The following is an 18,807-nucleotide window of genomic DNA, read 5'->3' as shown; positions in this document are numbered from 1 at the left end:
AATTGTTAGAAATTAGTTTGACTTCCCCAATCAATTTGTTAAGTTTTTATTTCATTTCACTACAAACCACCCGTTAGACGGGTGGTCATGATTTTCGATAGGAGTATCAGCTTAACTGTTTGAAGTGAGGTAGTCGGAATAATAGCAGAATTATTTAAAATCTATTTCCAAATACACATGGGAGTCAAAAAGGCAAAAATATAAAGGTGTCTGTGGGAGTAGATTGCTCCTTTTTTATTAGGAGTTTTTTTCTATATTTTTGGAGTAGTGATTTAAATATTGTTTATAAATACTTTTTTCTCCAAGTATTTCAAATACTTGGAGTGCTTGTTGCATTTTAGATTTTCCAGCATCAGCATCATGGTGAAATTCAAAATACCCTTGTGAATAGAGAAATACAGTTTGTTCATAATAATTTAGTTCATTTTCTAGTAATTGTGATATTTCTTTTATTAGGTATTTACAATTTTCAAATTGTTCAATGTCAACGCTTGATATTAAGCAATTAATTGAGAGTTGCGTAACTAACTTTTTATTAGTTTTATTTAGAGAAGAGTAGATATAATTTTTTAACATTTCTTTTGTAAGTAAGAACAATGCTTCATATTTTATTGTTCGGGCACAATTTCCCAGAAGAATAATTTCATAATATCCCCACTTTTCAACTTTAAAAAGAAAGTCTGTTAATTGAAGGATTTCTTCTTCAGTTGGAGCGACATCATTATCTAGTGTGTGTATGATAGACTTTATCATTGTTTTTTCAAATGAATTTAAATTGTAATTTGAGGAATCAGAAAGTAAAGTTGAAATATTTTGGATATTTTGTAAAGAATACTCTTTTCTAATATACTGTATCAAGTTAGCAAACGATTCAGTTTTTGTATAATCATTATCATGTAAAATGAGAAATTCATCCAGAGATATATGTAATTTGTCCAAAATATTAATCAGTCGGATGCAAGATATCTCTGATTCGCCTCGCTCAAAACGAGAAATCTGTGATTTCGATAAATTATCATCAGCAATAGAGCACAAGCTGATTTGTTTCCCTTTACGAATTTTTCTAAGTGTTGTACCAAGTTTTGATTTCATATTTTTCCCACTTTCCCAACAAAATTTTAAATACTTTTTATTTATTATACAATAATTAAAAAGTAAAAGGAGGAATAATATGAAAAAAATATCACTATTGTTATCAATTATTAAAGAGTAAACAATTAGAAGAAATCAATATTCATCGCTTATTAAATGATTTTATAACTATATCTACCTTATTTGAGAACAATATTTTACCTACTGCAAAGGGGATTGGTAGTGAGTTGTCTCGGAAAATAAAAGATTTATTCATTTATTCCAAATATTATTGTAATCTTTCCATTGATGAATTGATTTATTTTTATAATGAATTTTTAAAATATTTTAAAATAGCTAAGCACTCGGAAAGATTATTTATTAATCAAATAGATAAAAAATATTAAGTCAAAATTTAGGAGTAGTTCCACAAGATTCGTTTTTATTGAACAGAAGTATTCTTGATAACATAACTTTAAAGCACGAAGTTACTTCACAAAAGATAGAGGAAGTTTGTAAAGCAGTTCAAATCTATGATGAAATCATTGCTATGCCGATGAAATTTAATACTATCATCTCAGAGATGGGTTCAAATATTTCAGGTGGTCAAAGACAACGGATAGCACTGGCACGTGCATTAATAAATAATCCTAGTATTGTAATTTTAGATGAAGCAACTAGTGCATTAGACACTATTAATGAGGAAAGAATAACAAAGTATATAAAAAGTCAGGGCTGTACTCAAATAATTGTAGCTCATAGATTGTCAACGATTAAGGATGCGGATATTATTTTTGTAATGAAAGGTGGTAAGATTGTTGAGTCAGGAAATCATAAGTACTTAATGGCTCTTGGTGGAGAGTACTACAGCTTATATACAAAAAGGAAATGAGGTGTAAAGAAAATGAAGAAAGTAAATGAATATGTAATTTCAACAGCAGCCTCACTAGGGGTGATGATTGGAATAGTATTTGCAATTTTTTTAGTTTTTCCAGTTGAATATGGTATTTCTTTAGGCTTGTTGAATGGAATAGTATTGGGTTCGCTGATTTTTTACAAAAACAATAAGAATTAAGCAAACCAGTGGACTATAGTGAAACAAAAAAGAATTTATCTGACAAACAGACTCACTATCAAAATAGCATTCTTCAACTAAAACAAATTATAAATCCGTCTAATACTTTTGTTGAAGGAAGACTTAAAGAAATTTCTTCAATTACAGGAGTGCAGTCTGTTACTGAAAATAACGATCCAAATAATAAATTGAATAAACAAGGTGGGTATACAGCGTCTGTATATTTTGTTGATAATCGAGTGACACATTCAGTAGAGGGATCTGATATTGTTCAAAAAGGTAATGATGCTGGTGGAAATGTAGAAGTTTATAGGACAAAAGAAGATGCTGAAAAACGCAACACATATATTAGTGTATTTGATGCTACTGCTTTAAATCCTGGCTCACACTATGTTTATGGCACTGTTTTAATTCGTACTTCACATTATCTAACAGGAACACAGCAGAAAGAGTTAACTGAGGAAATTTATAATAAATTGATTGAACTTAAATAATTAAAAAATTGGAAAGCTATTAATTTATTGAACTAATATACAGTCAAAAAGCCGTTGCAAAGCGGTTTTTTGTTATAATGAAGGGAAGAACAGTAGAAATTAAAGGAGAAAAATTTGATGAGATACATAACTCTTGGTCAAGAGAAAAAAGAACTATCAGAAATTGTGCTCGGTATGATGCGCATCGGTGACAAGTCGGTCAAAGAAGTAGAGGAGCTGGTTGAAACAGCCCTGTCTGTTGGAATCAATGCCTTTGACTTGGCGGATATCTACGGTGATGGACGTTGCGAAGAATTACTGGGTCAAGTGTTAAAGAATCGCTCTGACCTGCGAGAAAAGATGTGGATTCAATCCAAATGTGGTATTCGCATTGAAGAATTTACCTATTTTGATTTTTCAAAAGATTATATTTTAGAGTCAGTAGATGGTATTTTAAAAAGATTGCAGGTTGATTATTTAGATAGCTTGCTTCTTCACCGTCCAGATGCATTGATGGAAGCTAATCAAGTGGCTGAAGCCTTTGACATTCTCCACACATCTGGTAAAGTTCGAGACTTTGGTGTGTCCAACCAAAATCCTATGATGATGGAGTTACTGAAGAAAGAAGTCAAACAGCCTCTAGCTATCAATCAATTACAACTAAGTGCAGCTTTCACACCTGGTTTTGAAGCAGGATTTCATGTCAATATGGAAGGGAACAAGGCGGCTTTGCGTGATGGAAGCGTCTTTGAATACTGTAAATTGAACGACATGGTTATTCAGGCCTGGTCAGTTTTACAGTTTGGCTACTTCAAGGGAAATTTTGTTGGCAATGAGAAGTTCCAACAACTAAACCAAGTCCTAAATCGACTAGCCTTAAAATATGGAGTCAGCCCATCAGCTATTGCTATCGCTTGGGTGTTACGCTATCCAGCCAAGATGCAGGCGGTGGTAGGGACAACAAATCCAAAACATTTGCTAGAAGCTAGCCAAGCAAGTAACCTGATTCTAACACGAAAAGAATGGTACGAGATTTACCTCGCAGCAGGGAATGATTTGCCGTAAGGGGAAATTACATTTCAGAAATTACAGTCAAAAAGCCGTTGGAAAACGGTTTTTTGTTATAATTAAATTAAGATTCATAGATAACAAAGGAGAAAAACATGACATTTGAAGAAATTTTGCCTGGACTAAAGGCTAAGAAGAAATATGTACGTACTGGATGGGGTGGAGCTGAAAACTATGTTCAACTTTTTGACACTATCGAGCAAAACGGGGTCGCTCTTGAAGTGACACCCTATTTCCTCATCAACGTGTCTGGTGAAGGGGAAGGTTTTTCTATGTGGAGCCCAACTCCTTGTGATGTCCTAGCGGTAGACTGGGTGGAAGTTCATGACTAAACGTGTCTTAGTTACAGGTGTTAGCTCAGGGATTGGTCTTGCACAAGCTCGCCTATTTTTAGAAAAAGGGTATCAAGTTTACGGTGTGGATCAGGAGGATAATCCTGACTTGCAAGGTGATTTTCACTTTTTACAACGTGATTTAACGCTTGACTTGGAACCTATTTTTGAATGGTGCCCTCAAGTTGATATTCTCTGCAATACAGCTGGGGTTTTGGATGACTACAAACCTTTACTGGAACAGTCTGCCCAAGAAATCCAAGAGATTTTTGAAATCAACTATGTGACTCCAGTAGAGTTGACGCGACATTATCTGACTCAAATGCTGGAAAATAAAAAAGGAACCATCATCAATATGTGTTCCATTGCTTCAAGCTTAGCTGGCGGTGGTGGTCACGCCTATACCTCGTCCAAACACGCCTTAGCTGGTTTTACCAAGCAATTAGCTCTAGACTATGCTGAAGCTGGTATTCAGGTCTTTGGGATTGCTCCTGGTGCAGTTAAGACTGGTATGACCGCAGCTGACTTTGAGCCAGGTGGACTAGCTGACTGGGTAGCCAGTGAAACACCTATCAAACGCTGGATTGAGCCAGAAGAAGTGGCAGAAGTCAGCCTCTTTTTAGCAGGTGGAAAAGCAAGCGCCATGCAGGGGCAAATTCTCACTATTGACGGTGGATGGTCTTTGAAGTAGCATAGTTGCTATTCTATAAATATGTGGAGGTAAGCTATGAAAAGAGATGAGTTTGGATTTGTCTTGCCCAATCTCTATTATCAGTTTTTATCAGAGTGGGAAGAGATTGACCCATATGAAATTGGAGATTCAGGCATCTGTTTGTATGCTAAGGAGGATCTTCAAGAGCGTAATAAGACTTATCAGATTGAGGAAGTAGAGCCAGATTACTTTATGATTGGACAAGAAGGAGATTTGGCTTACTTTATCAAGAAAAATTCTGATGATTGCATTTATGAAAATGACCTGGGTGCTTTAGGCTCCTTAGAAATGGAAAAAGTTGCTGCAAATGTCTATGACTTTATTGACAAGATACTAAAAGAAGAATTGTAGAAAACTGAAGGGAGTAATCATGTTTAGGATGCTTGATGAAGATTCACCGATTTCAAAAGAAGACCTTTTACAATTTGAGGAGATTCTTGGGAAGAAATTACCGGAGCCTATGATGGACTTTTATCTCAAGTACAACGGTGGTCAGCCCCAAGTAAGTGGTGTCCACGATGAACATCACCTCTTTCCTTTCAATTCCTTTAATTCACTTGAGGAAATGAGGAAGTCTCTTACATGGTATGACGATGAGGCTGTGCCTGCAGGATTTAGGGCTACAGACCTTCTCCATTTCGCCTATGATCCTGGTTCTGGCAACTATGTTCTTTCTCTAAGGGAAGAAGATTATGGTATGGTTTACTTCTATGTTCTGGAAGAAAAAGCCGAGATCTACGGTCAATGGCCGTCTTTTGAGGAATTTTTGAACTCTTTTGTTGAAGAGTGAGATTAAAAAGGAGACGGGATGCGAAAACACCAAGAACTTTCACTAGATCAGATCATTGAGCAGGTGCGCGTGGACAAGTTGGCATCAGATGATTTTTGCCTCTATGGCAAGGAGGATGGAGAACTGGCACTAGCTAGGCTCTATCGGGTATCCGATTATCCGGATGTCGTGGAAGACCGTGATTTCTACCCAGCTGATGCAACGGATCAAGATCTGCAACTAGTCTACTATGGAGAGCAGTTGATTGATGTTCTTGCAGTCGCACTTGAGGAAAAGCCAGATGCAAGTCTCCAAGACTTGGTCGGTGCTTTGAATTATTATCAGCAACATGATAGTTTTATGTCTTTTGATTCTGATTAGCTCTCCTAAATTTATGAAGTTCCGTTATAAATAAACGAATCTCATAAGGAGTGAGATTGCACATAAGATAAATCCAGATGTGAAGATATGGCTGGAATTCTTAAAGGAGACGTAAGACGAATGACCGAGGAGAGAAAAATGACAGTAGTTACTGTATTAAAAAAGATTATTAAACTCTATGAGGAAACAACGTTTATTCCCCAATCAGTGAGTTTTTCAAATGAAAAATTAAGGATTCAGTCTTCCAATTTGACAGGAGAATTGCTTGATTACTATCAACATACAGAGTTCGATAAGGATTTGTTTTTTGCCAATCAAAATTTTAATATCGTTTTGTTGCCATTAGACTCTCCTGCAAGGACAGTTGAATGCTGGGCCTTACAAGATGTTCTTCAATTTAGTGAAGGGCAATACCAGATATTCGCTACTACAGATACAGACGATATTCTTTTCTGCGATATGAAAGATGAAAAATCCCCTGTTTACGCGGGCAGTCCTGGAGATCCTAACTTCTATAAACTCAGCGCAAGTTTGACGGAGTTTTTTGAGTTCTATTTCGCTTTTTCAAATTTTTGGAACCAAAGAGAAGATGTCCCACAGGAGGAATTTATTGCTGGGACAGGTGACTTGATAGAGCGCTACCTTTCCCAGGATGTCCAAGAGACAGCGAAAGAATATCTATTTCGGTAAGAGTGAGCTGAGATAGATTTGTAATTAAAGCCTTTCTCAATAACAAAAAGTGAACTGGATAGGAGAAAAGAAATGAATGTGAAAGAACTAATCGAAGAGGTTGAAAATAATCTTGAGTTAGTATCTTATTTAAACCTGGTTCCCAAAAAGAATAAGAAGACTCAAGCTAGCTATCTCGAATCGCTTAATCATCTGGCCTATCTACTTTATCTAGATGGTCAAGAGGAAATTGCTAAGAAATTATTGGAGAGTGTTATACAAGTCCCATTTGAAGGAAATTATAACACTTGGACCTTTGTTGATAGTTCTCTGGTTTTATTGACCTGGATGGAAAGAGAAACAGAAAATAAGCTATCTGCCTATAAAAAACTTCTTTTATCCCCATTAGAACAAGGGGAAGAATCCACTCAAAACATAAGAAGGAGAGGTCATCAGAGATTTTTGAATGGTGATAGCTTGGAGCAAAAGCTTGCAAAAATTAAGCAAGCTTCAAGTCCTGAATCAGAAATGGAACGTCGTCTGCTATACTTGACAGATTTATTGAAGATTCACCTCTTTATTGCTGAGTCATCTTGTGAAAAGACAGATATTCAGGCAAAAATTGAAGAGAATATGGAGATACTGAAGAAGTATATCAAGGAACATGAAATCTATAGCCTCTTTTCTTTTAAAGGATGAGGTAAGGTATCAATCTTGGATTGTTAGAAAGAGTGGAATATGGAAATCAAAAATCACTTTGGTGTCTATGGCATTTGCTATGAGAAAGGAAAATTACTCTGCATTGAGAAAACGAGAGGACCTTATCAACATCGTTTTGATTTACCTGGTGGTAGTCAGGAAGTAGGGGAGGGGCTGACAGAAACTCTCAAGAGAGAAGTTCTTGAAGAGACAGGGTATTCTCTTAGCAGTTATTCAAATCCTAGAATTTACGATGTGATGGTTCAAGAAAATGGTGAAGACTTCGCAGTTCACCATATCATGGCCTTTTATGATATCGTACTCGATTTCGAAGGCACTCAACAATCCCTTCCTCAAGAGGTTCTTGATGGAAGCAATGATTCAGCAAATGTAGTTTGGGTCCCTATTGAGCAAATGACCCAAGAAAATGCCTCACCCTTAGTATTGAAGGTGAAGGCAGAGTTACGAGGATTTCCAGAATTGGACATGACAAGCTATAAGAATTGGAAGGTAAAATTGAGGAATAATGGAACTATTTAAAACATGGAAGAAATATATGGTTCTCTATGGTCTTAAATCTCAAATCGGGACTGTTTATCGAAACAGTGATAGGACAACGAGCTTTTATGATATTGGGAATTTTCTATACCTAGCAGGGGAGTTGGATTCCAGATTTTGGGAAGATTTTGTTAGGCAATATGGTTTAGATTATAAGATTATTATTTCAGAAGACACTAAGTGGCAAGATTTTCTGCATCAGCAAGGTGGGTTAATTTCTTTTACTCGCTATTCTTTTAAGGATAAGGCAAATTTTAAAGTTGAATTTCTAAATGATCTAGTTACTCATATAGAGGAAGGTTACAATATTGTGCCTATTGATAATCGTATTTATAACTGCCTTTCTGAGGAAGAATGGTCACAAGATTTACAAGGGGATTTTGAGTCCTACCAAGATTTTGCTTTAAAAGGTGGATTTGGCTTTGTTATTCTTAAAGATAATGAAGTGATTGCTGGGATTTCGTCAGGGTTAGTTTACCGTGGAGCAGTTGAAGTGGAAGTTGCAACTAGGCCAGACAAACAAGGAAATGGATTTGCTAAAAAACTTGGTGCTGCAATGATTCTAGAGAGTTTAAATAGAGATATGTTTCCACTTTGGGATGCTCATAACGAGGCTTCCAAAAAAGTAGCAGAATTTTTAGGATACGAGTTAGCTGAACCTTATGAAGCTTTTGAACTAGAGGAAAGTGTCATATAATGATATGTGATAATGTATCTTTTAAGACGAGGTGAATGGCTATGAAAAACCAACTGGCTCTTAGTGGCGAAAGAATTGTTGAAAAAGTTTACCCACAACTATTGCACCACGTCGGCATGATTCGTGGGGAATACTTGTTGAGAGAGCTCAATCAAAACATCCTGTTACCAAGTTGTCAGCAATTTGTAAAAGATTATCTAGATACTATCTGCTCCTTGTACTCAGATGAAGAAGTCTGGTATCGTTTTTCTGAATTAACGAATACAGAAGCCAATTGTTTAGAGGGAACTAAAGAGTACTTTGATGAAAATCATCCTTTGTTTGGATATAGAGGAACTAGGCGTTTACTGGCGTGTCCGGATGAGTTTCAGGCTGAGGCACATGTCGTTACAGAAGTTTATCAAAACAATCCCAATTTGTCTGTTATTTTTCCTTTTGTCAATGATGCCGACCAATTAAGACAAGCTATTAGAGTGTTGAGCCAGCATGGTTTTACTGGAAAAGTTGGAACAATGATTGAATTACCGTCAGCTTATTTTGACTTGGACAGAATAATTGAAACCGGTATTTCAAAGATTATAGTTGGAATGAATGATTTGACTTCTTTTGTTTTTGCGACTGTGAGAAATAGTCAATGGCATGATATGGAAAGTCCCATTATGTTAGAAATGCTGAGACAGATGCAGGATAAAGCAAGTAGGGAAAAGGTTGACTTTGCTGTAGCAGGATATCTGAATGCTTTTTTCATACAAAAAATGAATCAAATGGATATCAAGTGCATTATCCATTACAGTTCTATTCCAGAGATTTTTAATTTAGAGATTGACCATCCAAACCATCTCAAACGTGTAAAAGAAGAAAGTAAAAAAATACAAAGGAGCAACCTATGACACCTCAAGAAATGTGGAATGCCTACAAGCAAATCAACCCCTCTATCGGAGATGAGATAGACGCCTGGGCCTTTGGAGTGGATCCAGACCTTTTAGCGGATCTTGTGTTTACAGGCGAAAAAACAGCAACTGCCTCAGCTTACGATCTTTACGCAGTAGAGGACGAACCCCTTCCACAAGAAGGAACTTTTGATGCTATTTTAGACAGTAAGGATCAAGCTGTTTGCATCGTCGAAATTACAAAGGTTTCCGTTCAGCCTTTCCATCAGGTTTCAGCCGACCATGCCTACAAGGAAGGTGAGGGAGACAAATCTTTAGCCTACTGGCGTCAGGTTCATGAAGACTTTTTCAAAGACTGGTTAGGAGAAGCAGGTTTGACTTTTACACCTGACAGCAAGGTTGTTTTAGAAGAATTTCGCAAGGTTTATCCTCTGTAGACTACTAGAAGGAAGAAAGTTTTGGAAATAACCGTCCAAAGCTTTTTTCTGACTTAAAATATGATAAAATAGGTATGTTTGAACTAAAGCATTTGCTCAGAAATATAGAATAGGAGAATATGATGCAAGCAGTAGAACATTATATTGAAAAATTTGTTCCTGAACATTATGATTTGTTTTTAGACTTGAGTCGTGAGACCAAGACTTTTTCAGGAAAAGTAACTATTACTGGTCAAGCTAAAAGTGACCGTATTTCCCTTCACCAAAAAGACCTAGAAATTGCTTCTGTTGAAGTAGCAGGTCAAGCTCGTCCATTTACAGTTGATAATGAAAACGAAGCTCTTCATATCGAACTTGAAGAAGCTGGTTCAGTTGAATTGGTTCTAGCATTTTCAGGTAAAATCACAGACAACATGACAGGAATCTACCCATCATACTATACAGTTGATGGTGTTAAGAAGGAAGTTTTGTCAACTCAGTTTGAAAGTCACTTTGCTCGTGAAGCCTTCCCATGTGTGGACGAACCAGAAGCCAAAGCAACCTTTGACCTAGCTCTTCGCTTTGACCAAGCAGAAGGTGAATTGGCCTTGTCTAACATGCCAGAGATTGATGTTGAAAACCGCCAGGAAACTGGTATCTGGAAGTTTGAGACAACTCCACGTATGTCTTCTTACTTGCTAGCTTTCGTTGCTGGTGATTTGCAAGGGGTAACTGCTAAGACAAAAAATGGTACTTTGGTAGGTGTATACTCAACCAAGGCGCATCCACTTTCAAACCTTGATTTCTCACTAGACATCGCTGTTCGTTCAATCGAGTTTTACGAAGATTACTACGGTGTAAAATACCCTATTCCTCAATCTCTCCACATCGCCCTTCCTGACTTCTCAGCTGGTGCTATGGAAAACTGGGGTCTTGTGACTTATCGTGAAGTTTACTTGGTTGTGGATGAGAACTCTACCTTTGCCAGCCGTCAACAAGTTGCTCTAGTCATTGCCCACGAGCTTGCTCACCAATGGTTTGGTAACCTTGTGACTATGAAGTGGTGGGATGACCTCTGGCTCAATGAAAGCTTCGCTAATATGATGGAATACGTCTGTGTGGATGCTATCGAGCCAAGCTGGAATATCTTTGAAGACTTCCAAACAAGTGGAGTGCCAGCCGCTCTTAAACGTGATGCGACAGATGGCGTTCAATCTGTCCACGTTGAAGTTAGCCACCCAGATGAAATCAATACGCTCTTCGATGGTGCTATCGTTTATGCCAAAGGAAGCCGTCTCATGCACATGCTTCGCCGTTGGTTAGGAGATGCTGATTTTGCCAAAGGTTTGCATGCTTACTTTGAAAAACACCAATACGGAAATACCATTGGTCGTGACCTTTGGAACGCCCTCGGACAAGCATCTGGTCGTGATGTAGCAGCCTTCATGGATTCTTGGTTGGAGCAACCTGGTTATCCAGTCCTTACTGCTACAGTTGAAAATGATGTGTTGAAGATTTCACAAAAACAATTCTTTATCGGTGAACATGAAGACAAGAACCGTCTTTGGGTAGTGCCACTTAACAGCAACTGGAAAGGATTACCAGATACACTCGAAACTGAAAGCATCGAAATTCCAGGTTATGCAGCTCTTCTTGCTGAAAACAAAGGAGCCCTTCGTCTTAACACTGAAAATACAGCACATTACATTACTGACTATCAAGGGGAATTATTGGATGCTGTTCTTTCAGAATTAGTAGAACTTGATAACACTAGTAAACTTCAAATTGTTCAAGAACGTCGTTTGCTAGCTGAAGCTGGTCACATTTCATACGCAGACTTGCTTCCAGTAGTGGATCAATTGGCACAAGAAGAATCTTACCTAGTTGTTGCTGCCGTTTCTCAAGTTATTACAGCCCTTGAACGCTTCATTGATGAAGGAACAGAGGCAGAAAAAGCCTTTAAAGCCCTTATTGCTAAACTGGCTCGTTACAACTATGATCGTCTTGGTTTTGAAGCTAAAGAGGGTGAATCTGATGAGGATGAATTGGTTCGTCAATTGACAATTTCTATGATGATTCGTTCAAATGACGAGGAAGCCAGTCAAGTTGCTAGTCAAATTTTTGCAGCCCACAAGGATAATCTTTCAGGACTTCCAGCAGCTATTCGTTCACAAGTTCTCATCAATGAAATGAAACACCATGAGACTAAGGAATTGGTCGCAACTTATCTCGATCTTTATACTCATGCGACAGATGCCGCTTTTAAACGCCAATTGGCAGCAGCTCTTGCTTATGCGACAGATGCAGAGAACATCCAAACACTGCTTGCAACTTGGAAGGACAAATTTGTCGTGAAACCACAGGACCTTTCAGCATGGTATCTCCAATTCCTCGGACACCAAGCAACTCAAGAAACTGTATGGGTGTGGGCACGTGAAAACTGGGATTGGATTAAGGCAGCTCTTGGTGGTGATATGAGTTTTGACAGTTTTGTCATCTTCCCATCACACATCTTTAAAACAGAGCAACGCTTGGCAGAATACAAGGCATTCTATGAACCACAACTTTCTGACCTTGCCCTTAGCCGTAATATCCGCATGGGAATTAAGGACATCGCAGCTCGCGTTGAATTGATCAAGCGTGAAAAAGCAGCAGTTGAAGCAGTTGTAGCTCAATATAGCAAAGCTTAAAAGATTCTAGTCTAAATAGATTACAAAAACTCAACTTTCTCTAGGAAAAACAAGGGAAGTTGAGTTTTTTTTAAGATATTTTTGCTATAATAGGTATAATAAGGAGGAATTTTTGATGATCAAAATTCTATTAGTGGAAGATGACCTAGGCCTGTCTAATTCAGTATTTGATTTCTTGGATGATTTTGCAGATGTCATGCAGGTTTTTGATGGAGAAGAAGGTCTTTATGAGGCTGAAAGTGGTGTTTATGATTTGATTCTATTGGACTTGATGTTGCCTGAAAAAAATGGATTCCAAGTTTTAAAAGAATTGCGTGAAAAAGGTATTTCGACTCCTGTTCTGATCATGACAGCCAAGGAAAGTCTCGATGATAAGGGACACGGATTTGAGCTTGGGGCAGATGATTATCTGACAAAACCATTCTATCTAGAAGAACTCAAGATGCGTATTCAGGCCCTGCTTAAACGTTCTGGTAAGTTCAATGAAAATACCCTTTCCTATGGTGATTTGACTGTCAATCTCTCTACTAATGAGGTTAAAGTCAATGAGACTGCTGTTGAATTATTGGGTAAAGAATTTGATCTCTTGGTTTATTTCCTCCAAAATCAAAATGTTATCTTACCCAAAACCCAGATTTTTGACCGTTTATGGGGATTCGATAGTGATACAACTATCTCTGTCGTAGAGGTTTACGTATCAAAAGTTCGTAAGAAATTAAAGGGATCAGTCTTTGCTGAAAACCTCCAAACCTTGCGTAGTGTTGGGTATATTTTAAAACATGTTTAATAAATTTAAAAAGAATTGGTATGCGGAGGATTTCAGTTATTTTATCCGTAACTTTGGAGTATTTACTCTGATTTTCTCTGCTATGACCTTGATTATCTTGCAGGTTATGCACTCCAGTCTCTACACCTCAGTAGATGAGAAGCTTCTGTCTCTCAGTGCCAATCCTCAAGATGTCATCCAGTTGGCTGTCAATCGAGCAACAGATGAAGTCAAAGATCTCAATAGTCAATCCGTGACTCCATCAACGGATAAAAAACCAACGGTCAGTTCCAATACAGAAGTGATTTTGTTGGATTCAAATTTGAATCAATTAGTGACTGGCAACCGCTTTTTAGGTCTTGATAAGATTACTTTTAATAAAAAGGATTTGAATCATATTCGACAACTTCATGTTCAGAATAGTTACGGTCAGGATGAGATTTACCGAGTGATTTTATCTGAAATAAATATCGATTCTGTCTCGACCAATATTAAGTATGCAGCGGTTTTGATGAATACCAGTCAGATAGAGCAAATCAGTCAAAATCATGAGCAATTAATCGTGGTAGTCATGGCTAGCTTCTGGATTTTATCCATCCTTGCCAGCCTTTATCTTGCGCGTGTCAGTGTTAAACCTTTACTTGAGAGCATGCAAAAGCAACAGAGCTTTGTGGAAAATGCCAGTCATGAGTTACGAACTCCATTGGCTGTTCTTCAAAATCGTCTAGAAACTCTTTTCAGAAAACCTGAGGCAACTATTATGGAGTCAAGTGAGAGTATTGCCTCCAGTCTAGAAGAAGTTCGGAACATGCGATTTTTAACGACTAATCTACTTAATTTAGCTCGTCGTGATGACGGTATTAAACCGGAGTTAGGAGAGGTAGAGCCGGATTTCTTTAACACAACTTTTACCAGCTATGAAATGATTGCGTCTGAAAATAACCGTGCTTTTCATTTTGAAAATCGTATTCATCGGACCATCATAACAGATAAGCTTCTTCTTAAGCAACTGATGACTATCTTGTTTGACAATGCTGTCAAGTACACAGAAGAAGAAGGAGATATTCATTTTGTCATTGCTACGACGGAGCGTAATCTCTATTTGTCAGTAGCTGATGATGGAATTGGTATTTCTGCAGCAGATAAAAAGAAAATTTTTGATCGCTTTTATCGAGTTGACAAGGCTCGTACTCGCCAAAAAGGCGGCTTTGGGTTAGGTTTGTCTTTAGCTAAACAGATTGTCGATGCCTTAAAAGGAACCATCAGTGTTAAGGATAACAAACCTCATGGTACGATTTTTGAAGTAAAAATCGCCATTCAAACACCATCCAAGCGTAAAAATAAATAAAAAAAGGCTATGACTTAGAAAGCGGAAGACCAAGTATCGCTTTTCTAGTCGCAGCCCTTTAGTTATCTTATAAAAAATAGGTCGGGATTTTTATGGCTCTTTGTCAACTGTAGTGGGTTGAAGAAAAGCTAAGATCTAGAAAGGACACATTCCGTCCTTTCTTTTTTGATGTTCAGAACGATAAAAATCCGTTTTTTGAAGTTTTCAAAGTTTCGAAAACCAAAGGCGTTGCGCTTGATAAGTTTAATGAGATTATTTGTTGCCTCCAATTTGGCGTTGGAGTAGGGTAGTTGAAGGGCGTTGACAATCTTTTCTTTATCCTTGAGGAAGGTTTTAAAGACAGTCTGAAAAAGAGGATGAAGTTGCTTAAGATTGTCCTCAATGAGTCCGAAGAATTTCTCAGGGTCCTTGTTCTGAAAGTGAAAAAGTAAGAGTTGATAGAGATTATAGTGGTGTTTCAAGCCTTCTGAATAGGTCAAAATCTTGTCTGGAATCTCTTTATTGGTTAAGTGCATGCGAAAAGCAGGGCGATAAAAACGCTTATTACTGAGTTTACGACTATCCTGTTAAATGAGCTTCCAGTAGAGCTTGATAGCCTTGTATTCATGGGATTTTCGCTCAAACTGATTCATGATTTGGACACGCACACGACTCATAGCACGACTTAAGTGTTGAACAATGTGAAAGCGGTCTAGAACGATTTTAGCGTTAGGAAAAAGTTTTATGGCAATATCGTAGTAGGGGCTAAACATATCCATGGTAATGATTTTCACGCGACATCGGACGGCTCTATCATATTTAAGAAAGTGATTTCGAATGATAGCTTGTGTTCTACCTTCAAGAACAGTGATGATATTGAGGTTATCAAAATCTTGCGCAATAAAGCTTATCTTTCCCTTTGTAAAGGTGTACTCGTCCCAGGACATAATTTCAGGAAGACGAGAAAAATCATGCTTAAAACGGAAGTCATTGAGCTTGCGAATGACAGTTGAAGTTGAAATGGCCAGCTGATGAGCAATATCGGTCATAGAAGTCTTTTCAATTAGCTTCTGGGCAATCTTTTGGTTGATGATACGAGGGATTTGGTGATTCTTCTTGACGAGAGAAGTCTCAGCCACCATCATTTTAGAGCACTGATAGCATTTGAAACGGCGTTTTCTAAGAAGAATTCTGGTAGGCATACCAGTCGTCTCAAGGTAAGGAATTTTAGAAGGTTTTTGAAAGTCATATTTCTTCATTTGACTTTCGCAATTAGGACAATGTGGAGCCTCATAATCGAGATTAGCGATGATTTCCTTGTGTGTATCCATATTGATGATATCTACAATCTTGATGTTTGGGTCTTTGATATCGAGTAGTTTTGTGATAAAATGTAATTGTTCCATATGATTCTTTCTAATGATGGTTTGGTTGCTTTTCATTATAGGTCATATGGGACTTTTTTTCTACAACAAAATAGGCTCCATAAGATCCATGGGGGATTTACCCACTACAAATATTATAGAGGCTTTTTTATTATTACAATAGTTTATTTGAAAAAATTTTTCTGATTTGATTTACTTAAAATTAATTGACATATAATAGTTAAAATGTTACCATTGCTTTATAAAGAAAGCGGTTTCAAAAAAAGAGAGGAGAATTTATTTTGTCGTATTGTTACTCAGGGTTTGCTTTTTTTGAAAGAAAAAATAAAATGAAAACGAAAAAACATAGATTACTCGCTCTAGCTCTTATTTCATAATGGGAGCCGTATCAGCTGCTGTACAATATCCAGATGGAGGAGTATGGACGTACGGAGAAAGCTCAGGAGGTGGTTGGGCTTTTTCAAACTACTATCATGGTAAAAAATATCATTATTCTTCTCTTGTAAGTAATTGGGATAGTGGAATTCTGTCAATATTTTGGACACATTTTGGGAGGAAAATTGAAGGCTAGCGCCCCTCTTCGGTTGCTGAACCCCTTCTACGAGATCATAAGATGAATTTTATAATCACGTAGAAGGAGTACTATTAACTAAGCAATTTGTTTTTCAAATTCATTCAGACAAAGATAGTTCAGTTTGCTGTGACGCCTCCTCGAATTATAAAAACCTTCAATATACTTAAAAATACTATCGTAACAGGTCTGAAAATCTTTATAACCAATATTAGCTTCGGCGTAAATACACTCCTTTTTGATCGTTGCGTAAAATGACTCTATACAACTATTGTCGTATGGGCATCCCTTAGCACTATAGGAATGTCGAATACTGTGGTGTTCAAGATAATCATTGTATTCCTTACTTGTATATTGACTCCCTCTATCTGAGTGAAGGATAAGCCCATCTGCTACAGTTCGCTTACTTAAGGCATCTTGTAGTGTTTCTATAACGAGTCGTGTTTCCATCTGTCTGGAAAGTCTTCAAGCAATAATTTTCCGAGAATGAAGATCTAAAATGCTTGATAAATAGCACTAGCCATCCGAAAGTGTGTAGATATATGTCATATCAGTTACCCACTTTTGATTGATTTTATATGTTGAAAAATCACGTTTTAACAAATTGGGGTATTCTTTTGCTTCTTGTTTTGACAATGAAGCAGGTTGGTATTTCTTTCTGACGATCGAACGAATATTTAATTCAGTCATCAGTTTTTGTACTCTCTTTTCAGAAATCTGGTATCCCTTTTCCAATTAATCTTTATGGATCTTTGAAGCACCATATCTCTTAGAAGAAGCAAGATAAGAGATCATAATCTCCTTTTTAAAAGAAGTTTATTTTCTTGATCTCGTTTGCTTGGTTGATGGCTTTTAAAGGCGTAGTAGCTAGCCTGTGAAAGTTGGAATAGGCTACACATCATCTTGATAGAAAACTGATAACTAGCATAAAGATGGTCGATCATTTGGAAGATAGTAGAATCTTTTATTTCTTCGCAAAGATCGTCAAGGCTTTTTTTAAGGTTTCATTTTCCTCCTTCATTTTAGCCATCTCTTTGCACATTTGTTGGAGGTCATGAAGGGATACATTTTGATCTTTAGATTTCCCGTATAGTTGAAGCCATTTGTATATAGTTTGGTTGGCAACTCCGTACTCTTTGACTAGATCTGAAACAGGCTGTCTTGCTTCATGCAATTGAACAATTGTTTCCTTGAACTCTTTGGTATATTTTTGCCTCATTTGGACATCTCCTTTGGTTAGATACTAGTCTACCAAAACGTGCCCATAAAATCATACTAACATCAATTGACAGTATCAGCGAATGATGATAGTATTAATATCAAAACTATTAATTTCGAATTAAAAATACGAAAACGTTTTATTTTATAGTACATATTACATTTTTAGTGGATGATTTATCCTACAAAATTCTCCATAAGTCAAGGCACTTACAAGTAGAAATACTATGAGAGTTTTTGTATATGTGGCTATAAATGTTCATCTTACAGGCAAAGGGTAGTTATTCGTAGACCAAGAAAGGGTAAATTATATATGTTTATGCTTTTCCAAAATATTTATTGCAATTCCCCACCAATACATAGGTAGGCTAAAATAACATACAAAACATAAATTTTTATGAAAAAGAAGTCAGGAGGTAAAGAGGTTTGAAAAAAATTTTCATTAGCATTCTTTCAGGTATCCTTCTTCTTTTCACTTCTTATAATATTGTTTATGCTGACCAGGAAATTAAAACTTCAATAAATTCCAATGGTCAGGACACTATTACAATTAATGTTGAAAATCAACAAGAGCGACCTTTAGAAAATTTAAGTTACCAACTAGACTTACCTGCGGGTTATGAGCTAGTGGATAAGCTACCAACCTTACAAGAATTAGGGAGCCACCAAACACATAAATTTGATGTAAAAATAAAAAAAACGTCAAAGGCTCTGCCAAGTACTGGAGAAACTTGGACCAAGTGTACCTTAATTGGTATATCAATTATAAGTTTACTCTTGGTTGCTTACTACCTTTCTAAAACAAGAAAATTTATATTTTTTTTATTCTTTATAGTCTCTCTACTAGGAATAGGAGGCTTCGTAAAAGCGGCCCCTACCTATAAAGAATTCTCAGTGAGTCATCGAATTAGTTTATTTGATAATAAAATCCCTGTAACTTTACATATTTATTTTGAAGATAAACAACCTTCAAAAGTTGATGTGTCTAAACAAAATTCGGGAGAAACTCACTCTGAAGAAGTGGAAAATCAAGAAAAGGA

General features: G+C 36.9%; 22 protein-coding genes and 3 pseudogenes. 20 read left to right on the top strand and 5 right to left on the bottom strand.

Annotated features, from left to right (window positions below; translation table 11 throughout):
- Positions 1-237: 237 nt before the first annotated feature.
- On the bottom strand, positions 238-1,092 hold the full coding sequence (locus tag O3658_RS09070) for an Rgg/GadR/MutR family transcriptional regulator (protein WP_371561012.1): 855 nt from the start codon (positions 1,090-1,092) through the stop codon (positions 238-240).
- 424 nt (positions 1,093-1,516) lie between these two features.
- Here O3658_RS09070 and O3658_RS09065 point away from each other — a divergent pair, with 424 nt between their 5' ends.
- From O3658_RS09065 to O3658_RS08980, 18 genes and pseudogenes are all read left to right on the top strand, one after another.
- Positions 1,517-1,963, top strand: coding sequence for an ATP-binding cassette domain-containing protein (locus tag O3658_RS09065; protein WP_371561011.1), 447 nt, complete (start codon positions 1,517-1,519; stop codon positions 1,961-1,963).
- Positions 1,964-1,975: 12 nt separating this feature from the next.
- Positions 1,976-2,146 (top strand): hypothetical protein, encoded by a 171-nt coding sequence (locus O3658_RS09060; protein WP_371561010.1) that lies wholly within the window; start codon positions 1,976-1,978, stop codon positions 2,144-2,146.
- Positions 2,140-2,640, top strand: a pseudogene (locus O3658_RS09055) (EbhA); the annotation flags it as partial. The gene O3658_RS09060 and the pseudogene O3658_RS09055, both read left to right, overlap by 7 nt.
- 117 nt (positions 2,641-2,757) lie before the next feature.
- Entirely contained in the window at positions 2,758-3,684 is a 927-nt protein-coding gene (locus O3658_RS09050; protein WP_371561008.1) for an aldo/keto reductase family oxidoreductase, read from the top strand.
- A gap of 98 nt (positions 3,685-3,782) precedes the next feature.
- Positions 3,783-4,019 carry a DUF2829 domain-containing protein gene (locus tag O3658_RS09045; protein ID WP_371561006.1) on the top strand — a complete coding sequence of 79 codons (237 nt, stop codon included), beginning with the start codon at positions 3,783-3,785 and terminating at the stop codon, positions 4,017-4,019.
- Positions 4,012-4,710 carry a 3-oxoacyl-ACP reductase gene (locus tag O3658_RS09040; protein WP_371561004.1) on the top strand — a complete coding sequence of 233 codons (699 nt, stop codon included), beginning with the start codon at positions 4,012-4,014 and terminating at the stop codon, positions 4,708-4,710. The genes O3658_RS09045 and O3658_RS09040 overlap by 8 nt, the downstream gene beginning before the upstream one ends.
- A gap of 36 nt (positions 4,711-4,746) precedes the next feature.
- A complete protein-coding gene (locus O3658_RS09035; protein ID WP_371561002.1) occupies positions 4,747-5,082 on the top strand; it encodes a hypothetical protein in 336 nt (111 codons plus the stop codon).
- Between the two features lie 19 nt (positions 5,083-5,101).
- Positions 5,102-5,521, top strand: a complete 420-nt coding sequence (locus O3658_RS09030; protein ID WP_371561000.1) for an SMI1/KNR4 family protein — start codon at positions 5,102-5,104, stop codon at positions 5,519-5,521.
- Between the two features lie 18 nt (positions 5,522-5,539).
- Positions 5,540-5,881 (top strand): hypothetical protein, encoded by a 342-nt coding sequence (locus O3658_RS09025; RefSeq protein ID WP_371560998.1) that lies wholly within the window; start codon positions 5,540-5,542, stop codon positions 5,879-5,881.
- Between the two features lie 138 nt (positions 5,882-6,019).
- A complete protein-coding gene (locus O3658_RS09020) occupies positions 6,020-6,571 on the top strand; it encodes a hypothetical protein (RefSeq protein WP_371560996.1) in 552 nt (183 codons plus the stop codon).
- 72 nt (positions 6,572-6,643) lie between these two features.
- Positions 6,644-7,249: a DUF6707 family protein gene (locus tag O3658_RS09015; protein WP_371560994.1), complete on the top strand. Its 606-nt coding sequence runs from the start codon at positions 6,644-6,646 to the stop codon at positions 7,247-7,249.
- 39 nt (positions 7,250-7,288) lie between these two features.
- Positions 7,289-7,789 carry an NUDIX hydrolase gene (locus O3658_RS09010; RefSeq protein ID WP_371560992.1) on the top strand — a complete coding sequence of 167 codons (501 nt, stop codon included), beginning with the start codon at positions 7,289-7,291 and terminating at the stop codon, positions 7,787-7,789.
- Positions 7,776-8,504 (top strand): GNAT family N-acetyltransferase, encoded by a 729-nt coding sequence (locus tag O3658_RS09005; protein ID WP_371560990.1) that lies wholly within the window; start codon positions 7,776-7,778, stop codon positions 8,502-8,504. The genes O3658_RS09010 and O3658_RS09005 overlap by 14 nt, the downstream gene beginning before the upstream one ends.
- Positions 8,505-8,545: 41 nt before the next feature.
- Positions 8,546-9,394, top strand: a complete 849-nt coding sequence (locus O3658_RS09000; RefSeq protein ID WP_371560988.1) for a putative PEP-binding protein — start codon at positions 8,546-8,548, stop codon at positions 9,392-9,394.
- A complete protein-coding gene (locus O3658_RS08995) occupies positions 9,391-9,831 on the top strand; it encodes an ASCH domain-containing protein (RefSeq protein ID WP_371560986.1) in 441 nt (146 codons plus the stop codon). Before O3658_RS09000 ends, O3658_RS08995 begins: the two co-directional genes overlap by 4 nt.
- 122 nt (positions 9,832-9,953) lie before the next feature.
- Positions 9,954-12,500, top strand: coding sequence for a M1 family metallopeptidase (locus O3658_RS08990; protein WP_371560984.1), 2,547 nt, complete (start codon positions 9,954-9,956; stop codon positions 12,498-12,500).
- Between the two features lie 115 nt (positions 12,501-12,615).
- On the top strand, positions 12,616-13,287 hold the full coding sequence (locus O3658_RS08985; RefSeq protein WP_000590623.1) for a response regulator transcription factor: 672 nt from the start codon (positions 12,616-12,618) through the stop codon (positions 13,285-13,287).
- Complete coding sequence (locus O3658_RS08980; protein ID WP_371560982.1) at positions 13,280-14,614, top strand: sensor histidine kinase; 1,335 nt, start codon at positions 13,280-13,282, stop codon at positions 14,612-14,614. The genes O3658_RS08985 and O3658_RS08980 overlap by 8 nt, the downstream gene beginning before the upstream one ends.
- 128 nt (positions 14,615-14,742) lie before the next feature.
- Here O3658_RS08980 and O3658_RS08975 read toward each other — a convergent pair.
- Positions 14,743-15,999, bottom strand: a pseudogene (locus O3658_RS08975) (ISL3 family transposase).
- Positions 16,000-16,307: 308 nt separating this feature from the next.
- Between O3658_RS08975 and O3658_RS08970 the strand changes: the two are divergent.
- Positions 16,308-16,549: pseudogene (locus O3658_RS08970) on the top strand (lactococcin 972 family bacteriocin).
- A gap of 78 nt (positions 16,550-16,627) precedes the next feature.
- Here O3658_RS08970 and O3658_RS08965 read toward each other — a convergent pair.
- The 3 genes from O3658_RS08965 to O3658_RS08955 form a co-directional block, all read right to left on the bottom strand.
- On the bottom strand, positions 16,628-16,999 hold the full coding sequence (locus O3658_RS08965; protein ID WP_371560980.1) for a transposase: 372 nt from the start codon (positions 16,997-16,999) through the stop codon (positions 16,628-16,630).
- A 66-nt stretch (positions 17,000-17,065) separates the two neighbouring features.
- A complete protein-coding gene (locus tag O3658_RS08960; protein WP_371560978.1) occupies positions 17,066-17,284 on the bottom strand; it encodes a hypothetical protein in 219 nt (72 codons plus the stop codon).
- 229 nt (positions 17,285-17,513) lie between these two features.
- A complete protein-coding gene (locus O3658_RS08955; protein WP_371560976.1) occupies positions 17,514-17,768 on the bottom strand; it encodes a transposase in 255 nt (84 codons plus the stop codon).
- Positions 17,769-18,193: 425 nt separating this feature from the next.
- Here O3658_RS08955 and O3658_RS08950 point away from each other — a divergent pair.
- Positions 18,194-18,807 (top strand): hypothetical protein (locus O3658_RS08950; RefSeq protein WP_371560974.1); only part of this gene is annotated, 614 nt, incomplete at its 3' end.

Source organism: Streptococcus sp. 27098_8_69, assembly GCF_041432445.1.
GTDB lineage: Bacteria > Bacillota > Bacilli > Lactobacillales > Streptococcaceae > Streptococcus.
This window is presented reverse-complemented; position numbering and strand designations above follow the sequence as displayed.